This window comes from Bacteroides sp. AF32-8BH, from assembly GCF_003435205.1.
GTDB lineage: Bacteria > Bacteroidota > Bacteroidia > Bacteroidales > Bacteroidaceae > Bacteroides > Bacteroides ovatus.
Genome location: NZ_QVLZ01000064.1, coordinates 1 through 18,954 on the forward strand (window position 1 = coordinate 1; position 18,954 = coordinate 18,954).

15 protein-coding genes are annotated in these 18,954 nt (G+C 42.5%); 12 read left to right on the forward strand and 3 right to left on the reverse strand.

The features are described 5' to 3' along the window. Positions 1-77: 77 nt before the first annotated feature. The gene (locus DWZ47_RS27930; protein WP_004297160.1) at positions 78-323 is read right to left on the reverse strand and encodes an RNA recognition motif domain-containing protein; all 246 of its coding nucleotides are present in this window, start codon (positions 321-323) and stop codon (positions 78-80) included. Between the two features lie 441 nt (positions 324-764). On the opposite strand from DWZ47_RS27930, the gene tig reads away from it, so the two are divergent. From tig to DWZ47_RS27990, 12 genes are all read left to right on the forward strand, one after another. Continuing rightward, positions 765-2,120, forward strand: a complete 1,356-nt coding sequence (gene tig / locus DWZ47_RS27935; RefSeq protein ID WP_004297162.1) for a trigger factor — start codon at positions 765-767, stop codon at positions 2,118-2,120. A gap of 143 nt (positions 2,121-2,263) precedes the next feature. Next, a complete protein-coding gene (gene clpP, locus DWZ47_RS27940) occupies positions 2,264-2,926 on the forward strand; it encodes an ATP-dependent Clp endopeptidase proteolytic subunit ClpP (protein WP_004297164.1) in 663 nt (220 codons plus the stop codon). A 2-nt stretch (positions 2,927-2,928) separates the two neighbouring features. Further along, entirely contained in the window at positions 2,929-4,173 is a 1,245-nt protein-coding gene (clpX, locus tag DWZ47_RS27945) for an ATP-dependent Clp protease ATP-binding subunit ClpX (protein WP_004297166.1), read from the forward strand. 168 nt (positions 4,174-4,341) lie between these two features. Further along, the gene (gene recQ / locus DWZ47_RS27950) at positions 4,342-6,522 is read left to right on the forward strand and encodes a DNA helicase RecQ (protein ID WP_004305598.1); all 2,181 of its coding nucleotides are present in this window, start codon (positions 4,342-4,344) and stop codon (positions 6,520-6,522) included. 86 nt (positions 6,523-6,608) lie between these two features. Beyond that, entirely contained in the window at positions 6,609-8,087 is a 1,479-nt protein-coding gene (gene guaB, locus DWZ47_RS27955) for an IMP dehydrogenase (protein ID WP_004297169.1), read from the forward strand. Between the two features lie 103 nt (positions 8,088-8,190). Further along, the gene (locus DWZ47_RS27960) at positions 8,191-9,735 is read left to right on the forward strand and encodes a peptidylprolyl isomerase (protein ID WP_117515465.1); all 1,545 of its coding nucleotides are present in this window, start codon (positions 8,191-8,193) and stop codon (positions 9,733-9,735) included. Positions 9,736-9,789: 54 nt separating this feature from the next. After that, on the forward strand, positions 9,790-10,635 hold the full coding sequence (locus tag DWZ47_RS27965) for a hypothetical protein (protein ID WP_004297171.1): 846 nt from the start codon (positions 9,790-9,792) through the stop codon (positions 10,633-10,635). 9 nt (positions 10,636-10,644) lie between these two features. Continuing rightward, on the forward strand, positions 10,645-12,027 hold the full coding sequence (locus tag DWZ47_RS27970) for a peptidylprolyl isomerase (protein ID WP_004297172.1): 1,383 nt from the start codon (positions 10,645-10,647) through the stop codon (positions 12,025-12,027). A gap of 22 nt (positions 12,028-12,049) precedes the next feature. Further along, positions 12,050-13,813 carry an OstA-like protein gene (locus tag DWZ47_RS27975; RefSeq protein WP_004297173.1) on the forward strand — a complete coding sequence of 588 codons (1,764 nt, stop codon included), beginning with the start codon at positions 12,050-12,052 and terminating at the stop codon, positions 13,811-13,813. A 1-nt stretch (position 13,814) separates the two neighbouring features. Further along, positions 13,815-14,114, forward strand: coding sequence for a hypothetical protein (locus tag DWZ47_RS27980; protein WP_004297174.1), 300 nt, complete (start codon positions 13,815-13,817; stop codon positions 14,112-14,114). 17 nt (positions 14,115-14,131) lie between these two features. Continuing rightward, positions 14,132-16,033 (forward strand): DNA mismatch repair endonuclease MutL, encoded by a 1,902-nt coding sequence (mutL, locus tag DWZ47_RS27985; protein WP_004297175.1) that lies wholly within the window; start codon positions 14,132-14,134, stop codon positions 16,031-16,033. A gap of 103 nt (positions 16,034-16,136) precedes the next feature. Further along, complete coding sequence (locus DWZ47_RS27990; protein ID WP_015533041.1) at positions 16,137-17,324, forward strand: OmpA family protein; 1,188 nt, start codon at positions 16,137-16,139, stop codon at positions 17,322-17,324. Positions 17,325-17,571: 247 nt separating this feature from the next. On the opposite strand, the gene DWZ47_RS27995 is transcribed toward DWZ47_RS27990, so the two are convergent. Together DWZ47_RS27995 and DWZ47_RS28000 are read right to left on the reverse strand one after the other, a co-directional pair. After that, the gene (locus tag DWZ47_RS27995) at positions 17,572-18,009 is read right to left on the reverse strand and encodes a DUF2185 domain-containing protein (RefSeq protein ID WP_050486507.1); all 438 of its coding nucleotides are present in this window, start codon (positions 18,007-18,009) and stop codon (positions 17,572-17,574) included. 230 nt (positions 18,010-18,239) lie between these two features. Then, a complete protein-coding gene (locus DWZ47_RS28000) occupies positions 18,240-18,941 on the reverse strand; it encodes a hypothetical protein (RefSeq protein WP_004314382.1) in 702 nt (233 codons plus the stop codon). Positions 18,942-18,954: the final 13 nt, after the last annotated feature.

Genomic DNA, 18,954 nt, shown 5'->3' on the forward strand with positions numbered 1-18,954 from the left:
TTGCGCATAAAAAAAGGCTGTGTCAGCGTTTTGACACAACCTCTTCTTTTTTTTCTTAGCTATGTTAGCGTCGGCAATTAAGCTCTAGGTCTAGCTTCTTTAACTACCATTGTACGGCCCATGTATTCAGCTCCGTTCAATTCAGCAATAGCTTTTGCAGCTGCAGCGTCGTCTTCCATTTCGATGAAAGCGAATCCTTTGGATTTACCGGTTTCACGGTCCATAACAACTTTAACTGATGATACTGCTCCGTAATCTTCCATCACTTGTTGCAGATCTCCTTCCTTAACACGGTAGTTAAGGTTTCCAACATAAATGTTCATAATGAAAATGATAAAAAATAAATAAATGAATAAAACTCTCTGGATAGATGGTTACTAATAAAAAGATTAAAACGACAGAGAGTTTACAAATGCGTTTTGGTAACGGAAGTAAAAACCTTGTAATCAAATCGAGAAACTAATGGTCCATCAATCCGCAACAAAGAAAAGAATAATTTTTGGATTAACCATCTTTTTGGAAAGTTAATTTGCGGATTATCAGAAAAAAAGTAGGCCGGGGGAACCTGGCGGGGTGGGTGTTGATGGTGATTTTATCTTGTTTATAGATGGAATATCAGTGAAATATCGATAAAAGATGTGTGAAAGATGGGTGGCGTTGCTGAAATAAATCTGCAATGTCTTTTGAAATTTGAAAGATTAGCACTAATTTTGCACCCTCTTTGAGTATAGAACAAAGTATAAATCAAATAAATAATTGTCAGAATGAACGTTTCATTACAAAACATTGACAAAGTAAGCGCAGAGCTTACTGTAAAGCTTGAGAAAGCCGATTATCAGGAGAAAGTAGACAAAGAGTTGAAATCACTCCGTCAGAAGGCACAGATTCCGGGATTCCGTAAAGGTATGGTTCCGACAAGTCTTATTAAAAAGATGTATGGTAAGTCGGTAATTGCAGAGGTTGTGAATAAGGCACTGCAAGAAGCTGTTTACAATTATATTAAAGAAAATAAGGTGAATATGTTGGGCGAGCCGTTGCCTAACGAGGAAAAGCAACAGAATATTGATTTCGATACAATGGAAGAATTCGATTTCGTATTCGACATCGCTTTGGCACCTGAATTTAAAGCAGAAGTAAGTGCTAAAGATAAAGTAGATTATTATACTATCGAAGTTTCTGACGAAATGATCGACAACCAGGTGAAGATGTATACTCAACGCACTGGCAAGTATGATAAGGTAGACGCTTACGAAGATAATGATATGCTGAAAGGTCTGCTGGCACAGTTGGACGAAGAAGGCAACACAAAAGAAGGTGGTATCCAGGTAGAAGCTGCAGTATTGATGCCTGCTTACATGAAGAACGACGATCAGAAAGCTATTTTTGCTAATGCAAAAGTAAATGATGTATTGGTGTTCAATCCGAATGTGGCTTATGACGGACATGCTGCTGAACTGGGTTCTTTGTTGAAGATTGACAAGGAAATTGCAAAAGACGTGAAGTCTGATTTCAGCTTCCAGGTAGAAGAAATCACTCGTTTTGTTCCGGGTGAATTGACACAGGAAGTATTCGACCAGGCATTCGGCGAAGGTGTTGTGAAGACTGAAGAAGAATTCCGCGCTAAGATTAAAGAAGAAATCGCAGCTAGATTTGTGGCTGACAGCGATTATAAATTCCTGATCGACATTCGCAAGGTGATGATGGAAAAAGTAGGTAAACTGGAATTCTCTGATGCCCTGCTGAAACGTATCATGTTGCTGAACAACGAAGAAAAGGGAGAAGAATATGTTGCTGAAAACTATGATAAGAGCATTGAAGAACTGACTTGGCACCTGATTAAGGAACAGTTGGTTGAAGCAAACGATATCAAAGTAGAACAGGAAGATGTTCTGAAGATGGCTAGAGAAACAACAAAGGCACAGTTTGCTCAATACGGTATGTTGTCTATTCCTGACGATGTGCTTGACAACTATGCACAGGAAATGTTGAAGAAGAAAGAAACTATCAATAATTTGGTAAGTCGTGTGGTAGAAGTGAAGCTTGCTGCTGCTCTGAAAGCACAGGTTACTTTGGAAAACAAGAACGTTTCGATCGAAGAATTCAATAAAATGTTTGAGTAATCATTCGGTTGAATAAAATATAAAGTCACAGAAACACAGAGTTTTTATAAAATTATAACTCTGTGTTTTTTTGTGTCTCTGTATTCTTTTTCGTTTCTTTGTACTTACGTTTATTTTTAATTTATAAGAAAGGAACAATTAACATGGATGATTTTAGAAAATACGCAACCAAGCATTTAGGAATGAATGGCATGGTATTGGATGATGTGATTAAGTCGCAGGCCGGGTATTTGAATCCCTATATTCTGGAAGAAAGACAGTTGAACGTAACTCAACTCGACGTTTTCTCCCGTTTGATGATGGACCGCATCATTTTCCTTGGTACACAAGTTGATGACTATACAGCTAATACGCTCCAGGCACAGTTGTTGTATCTGGATTCTGTGGATCCGGGTAAGGATATCTCTATCTATATCAACTCTCCGGGCGGAAGTGTATATGCCGGACTGGGCATTTATGATACGATGCAGTTTATTTCAAGCGATGTTGCTACCATCTGTACAGGTATGGCAGCTTCAATGGCAGCCGTATTGCTGGTTGCCGGTGCTGAAGGCAAACGTTCTGCATTGCCTCACTCACGTGTGATGATTCATCAGCCGATGGGTGGTGCGCAGGGACAAGCATCGGACATTGAAATCACAGCTCGTGAGATTCAGAAACTGAAGAAAGAACTTTATACGATCATCGCCGATCATTCGCATACTGATTTCGACAAAGTATGGGCGGACTCTGACCGTGACTACTGGATGACAGCTCAGGAAGCGAAAGAGTACGGTATGATTGATGAGGTATTGATTAAGAAATAAAAATGGCTGATTCAAAAACAAAGAAAAGGTGTAGCTTCTGTGGACGGTCGGAGAATGAAGTCGGATTCCTGATTACGGGAATGAACGGTTACATCTGCGACAGCTGTGCTACCCAGGCTTATGAGATTACTCAGGAAGCATTGGGAGAAGGCAAGAAAAGTGCAGGAGCTACCAAGCTCAACTTAAAAGAACTGCCCAAACCGGTAGAAATCAAGAAATTCCTCGACCAGTATGTGATCGGGCAGGATGATGCAAAACGCTTCCTTTCCGTATCGGTCTATAACCATTATAAACGTTTGTTGCAAAAAGACAGCGGTGATGATGTGGAGATTGAAAAGTCGAACATTATTATGGTGGGTAGTACCGGAACCGGGAAAACGTTGCTTGCACGCACGATTGCTAAGTTACTGCACGTGCCGTTTACTATTGTAGACGCTACAGTGCTGACGGAGGCCGGTTATGTGGGCGAAGACATCGAAAGTATTTTAACCCGTTTGCTTCAGGTGGCAGATTATAATGTACCTGAAGCTGAACAGGGTATCGTGTTTATCGACGAGATCGACAAAATTGCCCGTAAAGGAGATAATCCTTCCATCACTCGCGACGTGAGCGGTGAAGGCGTACAGCAGGGATTACTGAAATTGCTCGAAGGCTCTGTGGTGAACGTACCTCCCCAGGGAGGCCGTAAGCATCCGGACCAGAAGATGATTCCGGTAAATACCAAGAATATTCTCTTTATCTGCGGCGGTGCGTTCGACGGTATTGAGAAGAAGATCGCCCAACGGTTGAACACCCATGTCGTAGGTTATACGGCATCGCAGAAAACAGCGACGGTAGACAAGAATAACATGATGCAGTACATCGCTCCACAGGATTTGAAGTCATTCGGACTGATTCCCGAAATTATCGGACGTCTTCCGGTATTGACTTATTTGAATCCGCTGGACCGGGATGCGCTTCGTGCGATCCTTACCGAACCGAAAAACTCAATCATCAAACAGTACATCAAACTGTTTGAAATGGATGGTATCAAGCTGACATTTGAAGATGATGTCTTCGAATATATCGTCGACAAGGCGGTAGAATATAAGCTAGGTGCCCGCGGATTGCGCTCTATTGTGGAAACAATTATGATGGATGTCATGTTTGAAATCCCTTCAGAGAACAAAAAAGAGTATAAGGTGACGCTGGATTATGCAAAGATGCAACTGGAAAAAGCGAATATGGCACGACTACAAACCGCTTAAAATCAAAGAGTAAGGCTACAGAAAATGATCGTAACTGTATTTTCTTGAAAATATTAGTCGCATTTTGCTTGGTAATTACGAAGTTGTTTATAACTTTGTTTGGCTCTTTTGAAGAAGAGAACATACTTAAAGTTAAACCATGAACTGAATAAAACAACCTTAGTTAAGATGGCAGGGAAGATTAATTTAACAGATGAACTGAAAAAGTATTTCGGATTTAATAAGTTCAAGGGAAACCAGGAAGCGATCATTAATAACTTGCTCGATGGTAAAGATACCTTTGTACTGATGCCTACCGGTGGCGGGAAATCTTTATGCTATCAGCTACCTTCGGTCTTGATGGAAGGTACGGCAATCGTAATTTCTCCGCTCATTGCGTTGATGAAGAATCAAGTGGATGCAATGCGCAATTTCAGTGAAGAAGATGGCGTCGCCCATTTTATCAATTCTTCATTAAATAAAGGCGCGATAGACCAAGTGAGGTCGGACATCCTTGCCGGAAAGACAAAATTGCTATATGTAGCGCCGGAGTCGCTGACGAAAGAAGAAAACGTAGAGTTTTTGCGTTCGGTAAAGATTTCGTTCTATGCAGTGGATGAAGCTCACTGTATTTCTGAATGGGGCCATGACTTTCGACCGGAATACCGTCGGATTCGTCCTATTATCAATGAAATAGGTAAAGCTCCGTTGATTGCGCTTACCGCAACGGCGACACCGAAGGTGCAGCATGATATCCAGAAAAATCTGGGAATGGTAGATGCCCAAGTCTTCAAATCTTCGTTCAACCGTCCGAACCTTTATTATGAGGTACGTGCGAAGACCGCTAATATTGACAGGGATATTATCAAGTTTATCAAAAACAATCCGGAGAAATCGGGCATTATCTATTGCCTTAGCCGGAAAAAAGTGGAGGAACTTGCTGAAATCCTGCAGGCAAACGGTATCAATGCGCGTCCTTATCATGCTGGAATGGATTCGTTGACCAGGACCAAGAATCAGGATGATTTCCTGATGGAAAAAGTGGACGTTATTGTAGCGACTATCGCTTTTGGTATGGGAATTGACAAACCGGATGTGAGGTTCGTGATTCACTACGATATTCCAAAGAGTCTGGAAGGGTATTACCAGGAGACCGGGCGCGCCGGTAGAGATGGCGGTGAAGGTCAGTGCATAACCTTTTATACAAACAAAGACTTGCAGAAACTGGAAAAGTTCATGCAAGGAAAACCTGTGGCAGAGCAGGAAATTGGCAAGCAGCTTCTGTTGGAAACCGCTGCTTATGCCGAATCTTCCGTATGCCGACGCAAGACGTTGCTGCATTATTTCGGTGAAGAATATACGGAAGAAAATTGTGGAAATTGTGACAACTGTTTAAACCCTAAAAAACAAGTGGAGGCTCAAGAGTTATTGTGTGCCGTGATTGAAGCGATTATCGCGGTGAAAGAAAATTTTAAGGCAGATTATATTATAGACATACTACAAGGTAAAGAAACTTCCGAAGTACAGGCGCATTTGCATGAAGACCTCGAAGTCTTCGGCTCCGGTATGGGTGAAGAGGATAAGACATGGAACGCAGTGATTCGTCAGGCGCTGATTGCAGGTTACTTGAGCAAAGATGTGGAGCATTACGGACTCCTGAAAGTGACGGAGGAAGGACACAAGTTCCTGAAGAGACCGAAGTCATTCAAGATTACCGAGGACAACGATTTCGAAGAGACGGAAGAAGAAGTTCCGGCACGCGGCGGTGGCTCCTGTGCAGTAGATCCGGCTCTTTATTCCATGTTGAAGGACTTGCGGAAGAAACTCTCGAAGAAACTGGAAGTACCGCCTTATGTGATCTTCCAGGACCCGTCTTTGGAAGCAATGGCTACCATTTATCCGGTGACATTGGACGAGTTGCAGAATATACCGGGCGTAGGAGCTGGAAAAGCAAAACGTTACGGTGAAGAGTTCTGTAAATTAATCAAACGCCACTGTGAAGAGAATGAAATAGAACGTCCTGAAGACTTGCGGGTACGTACGGTTGCCAATAAATCAAAGATGAAGGTAGCTATCATTCAGGCAATTGACCGTAAAGTGGCGTTAGATGATATCGCTCTTTCCAAAGGGATTGAATTTGGTGAACTGCTGGACGAGGTAGAAGCGATCGTTTATTCGGGAACCAAACTGAATATAGATTACTTCCTGGAAGAAATCATGGATGAAGATCATTTGCTTGATATCTACGATTATTTCAAGGAATCTACCACTGATAAGATTGATGATGCGCTTGACGAATTAGGCGATGACTTCACGGAAGAGGAAGTTCGTTTGGTACGTATTAAGTTCATCTCTGAAATGGCTAATTAAAAAAGCGAAAAAAATAGGCGTGCAGGTATGCGGTTTTGAATAAAAACCGTATATTTGCACGCAATAATTTTTAAACGCATAGCCCTATGTCATTTATTGCTGATAAGATTGTAATGGATGGGTTGACTTACGACGACGTATTGTTGATCCCCGCTTATTCTGAAGTTTTACCGCGCACTGTCGATCTCTCGACTAAGTTTTCAAAAAACATTGAGTTAAAAATACCTTTTGTGACGGCTGCCATGGATACGGTTACCGAAGCGAAAATGGCGATTGCCATTGCTCGTGAAGGTGGTATCGGTGTGATTCACAAAAATATGTCTATCGAAGAACAGGCAAGACAAGTTGCTATCGTAAAGCGTGCCGAAAATGGTATGATTTATGACCCTGTAACGATTAAAAGAGGTTCTACTGTTCAGGATGCACTGGACATCATGGCGGAATATAAAATCGGTGGTATCCCTGTGGTAGATGATGAAGGTTATTTGGTGGGTATTGTAACCAACAGAGATTTGCGTTTCGAAAGAGACATGGCAAAACATATTGATCTTGTCATGACTCCGAAAGAAAGATTGGTGACTACTAACCAGTCTACTGACTTGGAATCTGCTGCACAGATTCTTCAGAAACATAAGATTGAGAAACTTCCGATTGTCGGAATGGACGGAAAGTTGATCGGTCTTGTCACTTATAAAGATATTACAAAAGCAAAAGATAAACCGATGGCTTGCAAAGACGCCAAAGGTCGTCTGCGTGTAGCTGCCGGTGTAGGTGTTACTGCCGATACGCTGGAACGTATGCAGGCATTGGTGGATGCCGGTGCAGATGCAATCGTGATTGATACAGCTCACGGACACTCTAAGTTTGTGATTGAAAAACTGAAAGAAGCAAAGAAACGCTTCCCGAATATTGATATTGTGGTAGGTAATATTGCTACCGGAGAAGCTGCCAAAGCTTTGGTGGAAGCTGGTGCAGATGCTGTGAAAGTAGGTATCGGCCCGGGTTCTATCTGTACCACTCGTGTGGTTGCCGGTGTAGGTGTTCCACAGTTATCGGCTGTCTATGATGTAGCAAAAGCGTTGAAGGGTACAGGTATTCCTTTGATTGCCGATGGTGGTTTGCGTTATTCGGGCGACGTGGTGAAAGCATTGGCTGCCGGAGGATATTGCGTAATGATCGGATCATTGGTTGCCGGAACAGAAGAATCTCCGGGTGACACTATTATCTTCAATGGTCGTAAATTCAAATCCTATCGTGGTATGGGTTCATTGGAAGCAATGGAGAACGGTTCGAAAGACCGCTACTTCCAGAGTGGAACGGCTGATGTGAAGAAGCTTGTTCCCGAAGGAATCGCTGCCCGTGTTCCTTATAAAGGTACGCTTTTCGAAGTTGTGTATCAGCTGACTGGTGGTTTGCGTGCAGGTATGGGATACTGTGGCGCTGCTAACATTGAGAAACTTCATGACGCTAAGTTTACCCGCATTACCAATGCAGGTGTAATGGAAAGTCATCCGCACGACGTGACGATTACCAGTGAATCGCCTAACTATAGCCGTCCGGAATAATAGATAGATACGGTGAACTATTAACGGTGAACGGTGAACAGGCTGTATAATCAGCAGGGTGTTCACTGCTCACCGTTTGTTGTTTGAAAAATAAAAATTGATGATGAAAAGAAGCCTGTTGTTGGGATGTATTTCTCTCTTTGTAGTCGCGGTCTTTGCACAGGAAGATCCGGTATTGATGCGTGTTAACGGAAGAGAGATACTCCGTTCGGAATTTGAATATGCATACCGCCGTTATGCGGAACGTTCAAATACCAGACTTTCGTCCAAAGAGTATGCGGCACTTTTCGCTCAATCGAAGTTGAAAGTGGAAGCAGCCAGGGCTGCCGGACTTGATACGACCTCTGTTTTTCGTAAACAACAGGAGAAATGCCGGACCGAGTTGGTGGAATCTTATCTGATAGACAGGCAAGTGATGGATAGTTGTGCCCGTGCTATCTATCAGAAGATGGGATTGAAAGCACGTAGCGGCAGGGTACAGGTGATGCAGATTTTCAAACGTTTGCCACAGACAATCACTTCCCGGCATTTAGAAGAAGAAAAAACGCGGATGGATTCTATATACCGGATGATACAGAATCAGCCGGATTTGAACTTTAACCGTTTGGTCGAAATATACTCGGATGATAAGCAAAGTAGATGGATCGAATGTCTGGAAACAACGAGCGAGTTTGAGAATGTTGCTTTCTCTCTGGCAAAAGGTATGGCATCGCAGCCCTTTTTCACTCCTGAAGGGATTCATATCTTGAAAGTGATGGATCGGGAGGAAACAGCTGCTTACGAAAATGTCAGTGCCAGGTTAATGGAACGGTTACGGCGCAAGGAGATTTTGGACAAAGGTACAGGCGCGGTGCTCGAACGCTTGAAAAAAGCATGGCAGTATGCTCCCAATCAGGCGGCAATGGAAGAACTGCTGGCGAAAGGCCGTACAGAACAAACCCTGTTTACGATTGACGGACAAGCATACACCGGAACTATGTTCACGCATTTTGCCTCTTCTCATCCTCAAGCTGTCAAACGGCAGTTGGAAGGATTTATAGCTAAGTCATTGCTGGATTATGAAAGCCGGAATATCGATAAAAAGCATCCGGAAATTCCTTATGCCTTGCGGGAATCTGATGAAAACTATTTGGTGGAAGAGATAACACGTCAGAAAATAGATTTGCCCGCAGCTAATGACCGGGCGGGATTGGCTACTTATTTTAAATTTCATTCGTCGGATTATCGGTGGGAGAGCCCCCGGTATAGAGGAGTCGTGCTTCATTGCGTTGATAAAAAGACGGCAAAGCAAGCCAAAAAAATGCTGAAGAAAGTGCCGGAAAAAGAGTGGGCAGACAAGCTTCGGCAAACTTTTAATACATCCGGGGAGGAAAAGATACAAGTTGAACAAGGAATTTTTGCCGACGGAGACAATAAATATATAGATAAACTGGTTTTTAAGAAGGGTGATTTTGATCCTTTGATGTCTTATCCTTTTACTATTGTAGTAGGCGAAAAAATGAAAGGTCCAGATGATTATCGGGAAGTAATTGATCGGGTTCGAAAGGATTATCGAAGCTATCTTGACACGTGCTGGATGCGGGAATTGAGTGAGTCCGGTAAGGTTGAAATAAACCAAGAGGTTTTAAAAACAGTTAATAATAACTGATGTAACCGATTATTCACTATCTTCGTACCTTAAATAAGTAGATTTTAGTTGCCGATGCGAATATTAGTCCTCTTACTGATTACCCTTCTTGGTTGTGGAGCGTGCAAGGAACAGCACGACCACAAAGGAAAGACTCCTTTGGTAGAGGTGGACGGTAATTTTTTATATAAAGAAGATTTGATGTCCGTGCTTCCGGTCGGATTGTCAAAAGATGATAGCATTCTCTTCACCGAGCACTATATTCGTAGTTGGGCGGAAGAGATTTTATTGTATGAGAAAGCTGCGAACAATATCCCCGATAATGTGGATGTAGACAAGCTGGTGGAGAATTATCGAAAAGCGTTGATAATGCATACTTATCAGCAGGAGTTGATTAGCCAGAAGTTGACGAATGATATTTCCGAACACGAGATAGCAGAGTATTACGGCAAAAACAAGGAATTGTTTAAACTGGAAAGTCCGTTGATTAAGGGATTGTTTATTAAAGTGCCGTTGACAGCTCCCCAGTTGAACAATGTGCGCAGATGGTATAAGTCGGAAAAACAGGATGCTATCGAGAGCCTGGAAAAATATAGTTTGCAGAATGCGGTGAAATATGAATATTTCTATGATAAATGGGTGTCCGTGACCGATGTCTTGGACATGATTCCGTTGAAAGTAGAGGCACCGGAAGAGTACGTAAACAAACACCGTCAGGTAGAATTGAAAGATACGGCTTATTATTATTTCCTGAATGTGAGCGATTATCGCGGAGTTGGTGAGGAGAAACCGTATGAATTTGCCCGCTCGGAAGTGAAAGACTTACTGGTAAATCAGAAACGGGTGAGCTTTATGGAACAGGTAAAGAACGACTTGTATCAGCAGGCGGTAAGTAAGAAGAAGATTATATATAATTATTAAATACAAAGAATGAAGAAGTTTGTGAACTTTAGATTTGTTGTTACCCTTGTCCTGGCAATATTTGCTAATGTGGCAACCTATGCACAAGATAATGTGGTTGATGAAGTAGTTTGGGTAGTAGGTGACGAAGCTATTTTAAAATCAGATGTAGAAGAGGCCCGTATGGATGCCTTGTATAATGGACGCAGATTCGAAGGCGATCCTTATTGTGTAATTCCTGAAGAGATTGCTGTGCAGAAGTTATTCCTGCATCAGGCAAAGTTGGACAGTATCGAGGTTTCCGAAGCGGAAATCATCCAGCGTGTGGATATGATGACCAATATGTACATCCAGCAGATCGGTTCCAGAGAGAAAATGGAGGAGTATTTCAATAAAACATCCACCCAGATTCGTGAAACTTTGCGTGATAATGCACGTGACGGATTGACGGTTCAGAAGATGCAGCAGAAACTGGCAGGAGATATCAAAGTGACTCCGGCAGAAGTACGCCGTTACTTCAAAGATCTTCCACAGGATAGTATCCCTTACATTCCTACACAGGTGGAAGTGCAGATTATTACTTTGCAACCCAAAATACCCGTTTCGGAAATCGAGGATGTAAAGAGGACACTGCGTGATTATACGGATCGTGTGACAAAAGGAGAAATCGACTTCTCTACATTGGCCCGTTTGTATTCTGAAGATAAGGCTTCTGCCATTAAAGGTGGTGAATGTGGATTTATGGGACGTGGTATGATGGACCCCGCTTATGCGAATGTGGCATTCAGCTTGCAGGACCCGAAGAAAGTTTCCAAAATTGTAGAATCGGAATTTGGTTTCCATATTATCCAGTTGATTGAGAAGCGTGGTGACCGTGTTAATACCCGCCATATCCTGTTGCGTCCGAAAGTCTCGGAAAAAGAACTGACCGAGGCTTGTGCCCGTCTGGATTCTATTGCAGATGATATTCGTGCTAACAAATTCACATTTGATGATGCCGCTGCCGTTATCTCACAAGATAAGGATACCCGCAACAATCACGGTATCATGGTGAACATCAATGAACATTCTGGTATCACTACTTCTAAGTTCCAGATGCAGGATCTTCCTCAAGACGTTGCTAAGGTAGTGGATAAGATGAATGTTGGCGAGATTTCCAAAGCTTTTACAATGATTAATGAGAAAGATGGAAAAGAAGTATGCGCTATCGTGAAATTGAAAACTAAAATCAATGGTCATAAAGCAACCATCGCGGAAGACTATCAGGATCTGAAAGAAATCGTAATGGATAAGCGTCGCGAAGAGGTGTTGCAGAAATGGATTCTGAACAAGCAAAAACACACTTATGTACGCATCAACGAAAACTGGCAGAAGTGTGACTTCAAGTATCCGGGTTGGGTCAAGAATGACTGATATAACCTTGCTTTGACTTTATATGCTGAAAAAGAATAAGAAAAATAAACAACAAGACAGGCATAGATGGCTCCTTATAGGCTTTCTATGCCTGTTTGGTGTATGTCTTGTGGCACAAGTGAGGCCGACGGGACAGAAACCCACGGCAGGGGCTTCGACAAAATCGACTGCGGATACGTCTAAGACGGCTCCCAAAACCAAAACGCCGGCGGGTAATAAGAAACAATCGGACAACAAGAAGCAACCGGAGAATAAAAAGACCAAAGTTTACTTGCTCCATGCTGACGAAGGACAGGCGGATAAGCTGGCACGTCCGGATGTGCAGGTGTTGATTGGTAACGTGAAGTTGCGCCATGACAGTATGTATATGTACTGTGACAGTGCACTGATTTTTGAGAAAACCAACTCCGTAGAAGCCTTCAGCAATGTGCGTATGGAACAGGGAGACACCTTGTTCATTTATGGTGATTATCTTTATTATGACGGAATGACGCAAATTGCGCAACTTCGTGAAAATGTGAAGATGATTAACCGGAACACGACCCTGCTGACGGACAGCTTGAACTACGACCGTCTCTACGATCTCGGATATTATTTCGAAGGGGGAACTTTGATGGATGAAGAGAATGTACTGACCTCCGATTGGGGCGAATATAGCCCTGCAACAAAACAGTCGGTATTCAACCATGATGTGAAGTTGGTGAACCCTAAGTTTGTGTTGACCTCCGATACATTGAGGTATAATACCGAAAACAAAATAGCAGTGATTCTCGGACCTTCCAATATTGTCAGTGATAATAATCATATCTATTCGGAACGGGGATTCTATAACACATTGACCGAACAAGCGGAATTGTTGGACCGTTCGGTCCTGACCAATCAGGGGAAGAAACTTGTAGGCGACAGTCTGTTCTATGACCGGATAATCGGTTACGGAGAAGCATTCGATAATGTGAAGATGACAGACTCCATCAATAAGAATATGCTGACGGGCGATTATTGTTTCTATAATGAATTGACGGACTCCGCGTTTGCAACAAAACGTGCTGTTGCTATCGATTATTCACAGGGAGACAGTCTTTATATGCATGGGGATACTTTGCAGATGGTGTCCTATAATCTGAATACCGATTCTTTGTACCGGTTGATGAAGGCTTACCATAAAGTACGTATGTATCGTACAGATGTTCAGGGAGTATGTGACTCACTGGTCTATAATTCGAAAGATTCTTGTATGACCATGTATACTGACCCTATTCTTTGGAATGACGGACAGCAACTGCTTGGTGAGCAGATCAAGATTTATATGAATGACAGCACGATTGACTGGGCGCACATTATCAACCAGGCGTTGACAGTGGAGATGAAAGACTCTATTCACTATAATCAAGTGTCCGGCAAGGAGATGAAAGCCTATTTCGTTAATGGAGATATGCGCCATATTGAAGTGATCGGTAATGTGCTGACAGCTTTTTATCCTGAAGAGAAAGACAGTACGATGACCGGATTTAATTGTCTGGAAGGTAGTATGCTGCATCTTTATATGAAGGATAAGAGAATGGAAAAAGGACTTTTTATCGGTAAATCCAACGGAACGATGTATCCGATGGACCAGATACCGCCTGATAAACTGCGTCTTCCTACTTTTGCCTGGTTCGATTATGTCCGTCCGCTAAATAAGGACGATATTTTCAACTGGCGCAGCAAGCGTGCGGGAGAAACATTGAAGCCGACTACCGACCGGCGACCAAAGACAGAAAAGCGAAACTTAATAAATATGAAGTAGTATGGGAATGTTTAACTCAATGAGAAAGCCCCGGGGCTTTAATCATCAATACATTTATGTAGACGAGCGGAAAGAAAAGCTCGCTAAGATGGAGGAGAACGCCAAACGTGACTTGGGGATGCTGCCGGAGAAAGAATTTAATCCGGAAGATATTCGCGGTAAATTCGTCGAAGGTACTACACATTTGAAAAGAAGAAAAGCAAGTGGCCGCAAACCGGTTTCTTTCGGAATCATACTGATAATCATTGCCTTCCTTCTCTATCTGTGGCATTATTTAGCAACAGGAAGCTGGAGTTTTTAATTGTTAATTTACGAAGTATGAGCGATATCATTCATTTGTTACCTGATTCGGTAGCTAACCAGATTGCTGCCGGTGAAGTGATACAACGTCCGGCATCTGTTATCAAGGAGCTAGTGGAGAATGCGATTGATGCAGATGCGCAAAATATACATGTGTTAGTGACTGATGCGGGTAAAACCTGTATTCAGGTGATTGATGATGGAAAAGGAATGTCCGAAACGGATGCCCGTCTCTCTTTTGAGCGGCATGCTACTTCCAAGATACGGGAAGCTGCGGACTTGTTTGCTTTGCGTACCATGGGATTTCGTGGGGAAGCATTGGCATCCATCGCAGCAGTGGCGCAGGTAGAACTGAAGACGCGTCCGGAATCGGAAGAACTGGGAACGAAACTGGTGATTGCGGGTTCTCAAGTGGAGAGCCAGGAGGCTATATCCTGTTCTAAAGGAAGTAACTTCTCTGTAAAGAACCTGTTCTTTAATGTGCCTGCCCGTCGTAAATTTTTAAAGGCTAATTCCACTGAATTGAGCAACATCCTTGCCGAATTTGAGCGTATCGCTTTGGTGCATCCGGAAGTTGCCTTTTCGCTTTATAGTAATGATTCGGAACTGTTCAATCTTCCGGTATCACAGTTACGCCAGCGTATTCTTGCTATTTTCGGTAAGAAGCTCAACCAGCAATTACTGAATATAGACGTGAACACTACCATGGTGAAAATCTCCGGATACGTAGCCAAACCGGAGACTGCCCGTAAGAAAGGAGCCCATCAGTATTTCTTTGTCAACGGACGTTATATGCGCCATCCTTATTTTCATAAGGCAGTCATGGAGGCTTATGAGCAGTTGATTCCCGCCGGTGAACAGATTTCCTATTTTATCTATTTTGATGTAGATCCGGCTAATATTGATGTGAATATTCACCCGACAAAGACCGAGATCAAGTTTGAGAATGAGCAGGCCATCTGGCAGATACTTTCAGCATCCGTTAAGGAATCGTTGGGTAAGTTCAGTGCTATCCCTTCCATTGATTTTGATACGGAGGATATGCCTGATATTCCGGCATTTGAGGAAAAGATATCTTCCGAACCTCCGAAGGTACATTATAATACAGATTATAATCCGTTTAAAGTCTCTGCCGGTGGCGGTGGTGGCGGATCGTATAGTCGTTCGAAAGTAGAATGGGAGGATTTGTACGGAGGGCTGACAAAAGCCAGTAAGATGAATAATCCGCAGCCGGAACCCGAAATGGATTGGGAGGATTCTTCTATTGGAGGCGAACCGGCCTTCGTGGAAGAAAAGATAGAGACGGTGACATCCGCCGCTTCTTCTACTTTGTATGCCAACGAACCGGTGATGGAAAAAGGAAATCAGCATTTGCAGTTTAAAGGGCGGTTTATTTTGACTTCAGTTAAATCGGGTCTGATGCTAATCGATCAACACCGGGCACATATACGGGTGCTTTTTGATCGCTATATGGTACAGATTCAACAGAAACAGGGAGTATCTCAAGGCGTTCTCTTCCCGGAAATATTACAATTACCGGCTTCAGAAGCTGCTGTTCTTCAAAGCATTATGGATGATTTGTCGGCAGTCGGCTTCGATTTGAGCAATCTGGGAGGCGGTAGCTATGCCATCAATGGCATTCCTTCGGGTATTGAAGGACTGAATCCGGTCGAACTGGTGCGTAATATGCTACATACAGCGATGGAAAAAGGGAATGACGTTAAGGAAGAAATCCAAAATATTCTGGCATTAACATTGGCGCGGGCAGCGGCTATTGTCTACGGACAGGTGTTGAGTAATGAAGAAATGGTAAGCCTTGTAGACAACCTTTTTGCCTGTCCCTCACCGAATTACACCCCTGATGGGAAAACTGTTTTGACAACAATCAAGGAGGAAGACATCGAAAGATTATTCAAATAAAACAAATAATTTCATCTTTTTCTAAAACCTTTTAGTTCAGTTCGTGTTATTTAAATAGTTCAACAAAGAAAAAGATTTAAATAACCACTTAACTATTAGGTATATGAAAAAGATTCTGATGTTGCTGGCATTTGCCGGCGTTGCGTCTGTCGCTTCTGCGCAGCAGACAATGACTGTAACTGAATACGAAGTGATTCAGGTACAAGATAAATATCAAGTAATAACTAATCCTTTCTGGAGTAACTGGTTCTTCTCTGTAGGAGGCGGCGCCCAGGTGCTATATGGAAACAATGACCATATCGGCAAATTCAGAGACCGTGTTGCTCCTACATTTAACGTGTCTGTCGGCAAATGGGTAACTCCGGGATTCGGGCTGCGTTTGCAATACAGCGGATTGCAGGCAAAAGGATTCACTACCAGCGAAACTGCTAATTATGTAGTGGGTGGCCCGAGAGAAGACGGTTCTTACAAACAAAGATGGGACTACATGAACTTGCATGGTGATTTGATGATTAACCTGAACGCACTTTTCGGTGGATACAATCCGAACCGCGTATATGAAATTATCCCTTATATAGGTGCCGGTTGGGCTCATGCTTATTCTCGTCCTCACACTAACTCCGCTACTTTCAATGCAGGTATTATCAACCGCTTCCGTTTGTCGAATGCTGTTGACTTGAATCTGGAGTTGAGTGCAACAGGTCTGGAAGGCAAGTTTGACGGAGAACATGGAGGTAAACCCGATTATGACGGTATCTTAGGTGCTACCCTCGGTGTGACTTATTACTTCCCTACCCGCGGATTCCAACGTCCTACTCCACAGATTATCTCTGAACTCGAATTGAATCAGATGCGTAATCAGATGAATGCAATGGCAGCAGCTAATATGCAATTGCAACAGCAGTTGGCAAATGCACAACAACCGGTAGAAGTAGAAGATACTGAAGAAGTTGTTATCACAGATACTAACATTGCTCCGCGTACCGTATTCTTCAAGATCGGTTCTGATAAATTATCTCCGCAAGAAGAAATGAACTTGTCATATCTTGCCAGCAAGATAAAAGAATCTCCGAATGCTACATACACAATCAACGGATATGCTGACTCTGCAACCGGTACTCCTGCTTTCAATCAGAAGTTAAGTTTGGAACGTGCACAGGTTGTTAAAGACTTGTTGGTTAAGAAGTATGGCATCTCTGCCGATAGACTGAAAGTTGCAGCCGGTGGTGGGGTTGACAAATTCGGTCAACCGATTCTGAACCGTGTAGTATTGGTAGAATCTGCACAGTAATAAAAAGTAAAAAAGCGATTTCAGCATTCAGCGATTCTCTGTAATCGCTTGCTGGAAAGGAAAAGCGGCTGAAAGCGAACCCTGAAAAGAGAGGTTCATGCTTTCAGCCGCCTTTTTTATATCTGTTATTTTGGGGTATCTCCTCTGATATTTTATTTTAGTTTATTTGACAGGCTGATAATCTCTGGACTTTCCATAAAATCCTGGGGCCGGCACATAAAGGCGATTGATGCGCTTGTTACCAGCACTATTCTTCTAATGGCTCAAAGTGTTCTTTTTGAAACTCACCATTCTCATTTCTGATATAGGCTGTACCATATGGAGCGTGAAGTAACGGTATTATGTCGGGATCGTATTGGCAGATAGTATTTAGCTTATAGATACCACTATTTTGAGCGGTTTGCATATATTCGTCACTCTCATCTCCAGCTGTAAATCGCCACCCGCTATCATATCTTTCAAACGGATCGCCTTCTTCCGGTTTTTCACGATACATATATCCAACAGGTAAGCCATCCACTGTTATTCTATCAGTGGCTATACATCCATCAGAAGTTTCCCAATCGTTAAGAAGAACCTCATTTTCTCGTCCATTTATAAAAAATGCTTTTTCCTTTCTCATTTTTATTATTTCTTTGCTGCTAATGGCACGGAAATATGCACCGTTTAGGTGCTTAATTTTCATGTTAGTAATATTTATTCATCTTTTTGTCCGTTCAATCGGATTTGTAATCCGATTGTTTTGAGCATCAGGATTTTCAATCCGAACTATATATTAAAGTATAGGTGTATTGCGGATTATAAATCCTGATACTCGGAGAACGGCGGATTGCAAATCCGCCGGGACGCAGGACGCATAATGTTTGGTAACTAGCTAACCTTCCACTGTTATTTTTTCTAAGTATATGTCCTTCTTTAGCTAAATATCGGCAATGAGACTTTCAAATTAGGATATTTGTCGCCCAATTGTTTCAAGAAGTCATTGCCAATGATAATATCCTGTATTGTTTCTTGTGGATCTGTCGGAATCTCCGGGATATTTGTAAATATCAGACAGGAGTAGATAATGAGTTCAACAGGTTTCTCGTCGGTTTGCAATGAAAGTTTGTATGCTTTCACGTTGTTTCCTCTGGCTTGTGCCTGTGCTTGTACTTGTCCCTCCATAGGAATTGCGATGAGACGGGAATTTTCAAGACGCGCCTGATTGAATACAAAATGATTGTCGATTTCTCCATCTGTGTCTGTATCGAATAGGTGCAGATTGTCTCCGCTCAATACCAGATATTTGGGAGTTTGTACGGTATTGAAACGTACAGTTCCTAAAGTGGCCATTCCTTTCAGCTTATCTTTCATTCCGTCTTTGAGTGCGGATGCTACACCATACTCATTGCTGGCATAGTTGAAAGCGTCAATTTTTTCTTCTCCCATAGCTTCTTTCAGGAAAGATAAATCAGAGTTTAAGCAGAGTTTTTTATACTGTTCTGCATTTGCAAATTCAGCTTTGAAATCGGTGTTGTTCACTACTTGTGCTTGTTGCGAGTTTTTGTTTTTCATGTAAAACCAGTATCCTAGATATAGAACAATGAAAATGACCGGAATAAAGGTGTAAATAGACATAGTTTGTACTTTT

Bases quoted from the DNA above. Each gene is read 5' to 3' on its own strand.
- DWZ47_RS27960 (WP_117515465.1), top strand. From the start codon at position 8,191: ATGAAAAGAAGCCTGTTGTTGGGATGTATTTCTCTCTTTGTAGTCGCG.
- DWZ47_RS28000 (WP_004314382.1), bottom strand. From the start codon at position 18,941: ATGTCTATTTACACCTTTATTCCGGTCATTTTCATTGTTCTATATCTA.
- clpX (WP_004297166.1), top strand. From the start codon at position 2,929: ATGGCTGATTCAAAAACAAAGAAAAGGTGTAGCTTCTGTGGACGGTCG.
- DWZ47_RS27965 (WP_004297171.1), top strand. From the start codon at position 9,790: ATGCGAATATTAGTCCTCTTACTGATTACCCTTCTTGGTTGTGGAGCG.
- DWZ47_RS27980 (WP_004297174.1), top strand. From the start codon at position 13,815: ATGGGAATGTTTAACTCAATGAGAAAGCCCCGGGGCTTTAATCATCAA.
- guaB (WP_004297169.1), top strand. From the start codon at position 6,609: ATGTCATTTATTGCTGATAAGATTGTAATGGATGGGTTGACTTACGAC.
- DWZ47_RS27970 (WP_004297172.1), top strand. From the start codon at position 10,645: ATGAAGAAGTTTGTGAACTTTAGATTTGTTGTTACCCTTGTCCTGGCA.
- recQ (WP_004305598.1), top strand. From the start codon at position 4,342: ATGGCAGGGAAGATTAATTTAACAGATGAACTGAAAAAGTATTTCGGA.
- clpP (WP_004297164.1), top strand. From the start codon at position 2,264: ATGGATGATTTTAGAAAATACGCAACCAAGCATTTAGGAATGAATGGC.
- mutL (WP_004297175.1), top strand. From the start codon at position 14,132: ATGAGCGATATCATTCATTTGTTACCTGATTCGGTAGCTAACCAGATT.
- tig (WP_004297162.1), top strand. From the start codon at position 765: ATGAACGTTTCATTACAAAACATTGACAAAGTAAGCGCAGAGCTTACT.
- DWZ47_RS27990 (WP_015533041.1), top strand. From the start codon at position 16,137: ATGAAAAAGATTCTGATGTTGCTGGCATTTGCCGGCGTTGCGTCTGTC.
- DWZ47_RS27995 (WP_050486507.1), bottom strand. From the start codon at position 18,009: ATGAAAATTAAGCACCTAAACGGTGCATATTTCCGTGCCATTAGCAGC.
- DWZ47_RS27930 (WP_004297160.1), bottom strand. From the start codon at position 323: ATGAACATTTATGTTGGAAACCTTAACTACCGTGTTAAGGAAGGAGAT.
- DWZ47_RS27975 (WP_004297173.1), top strand. From the start codon at position 12,050: ATGCTGAAAAAGAATAAGAAAAATAAACAACAAGACAGGCATAGATGG.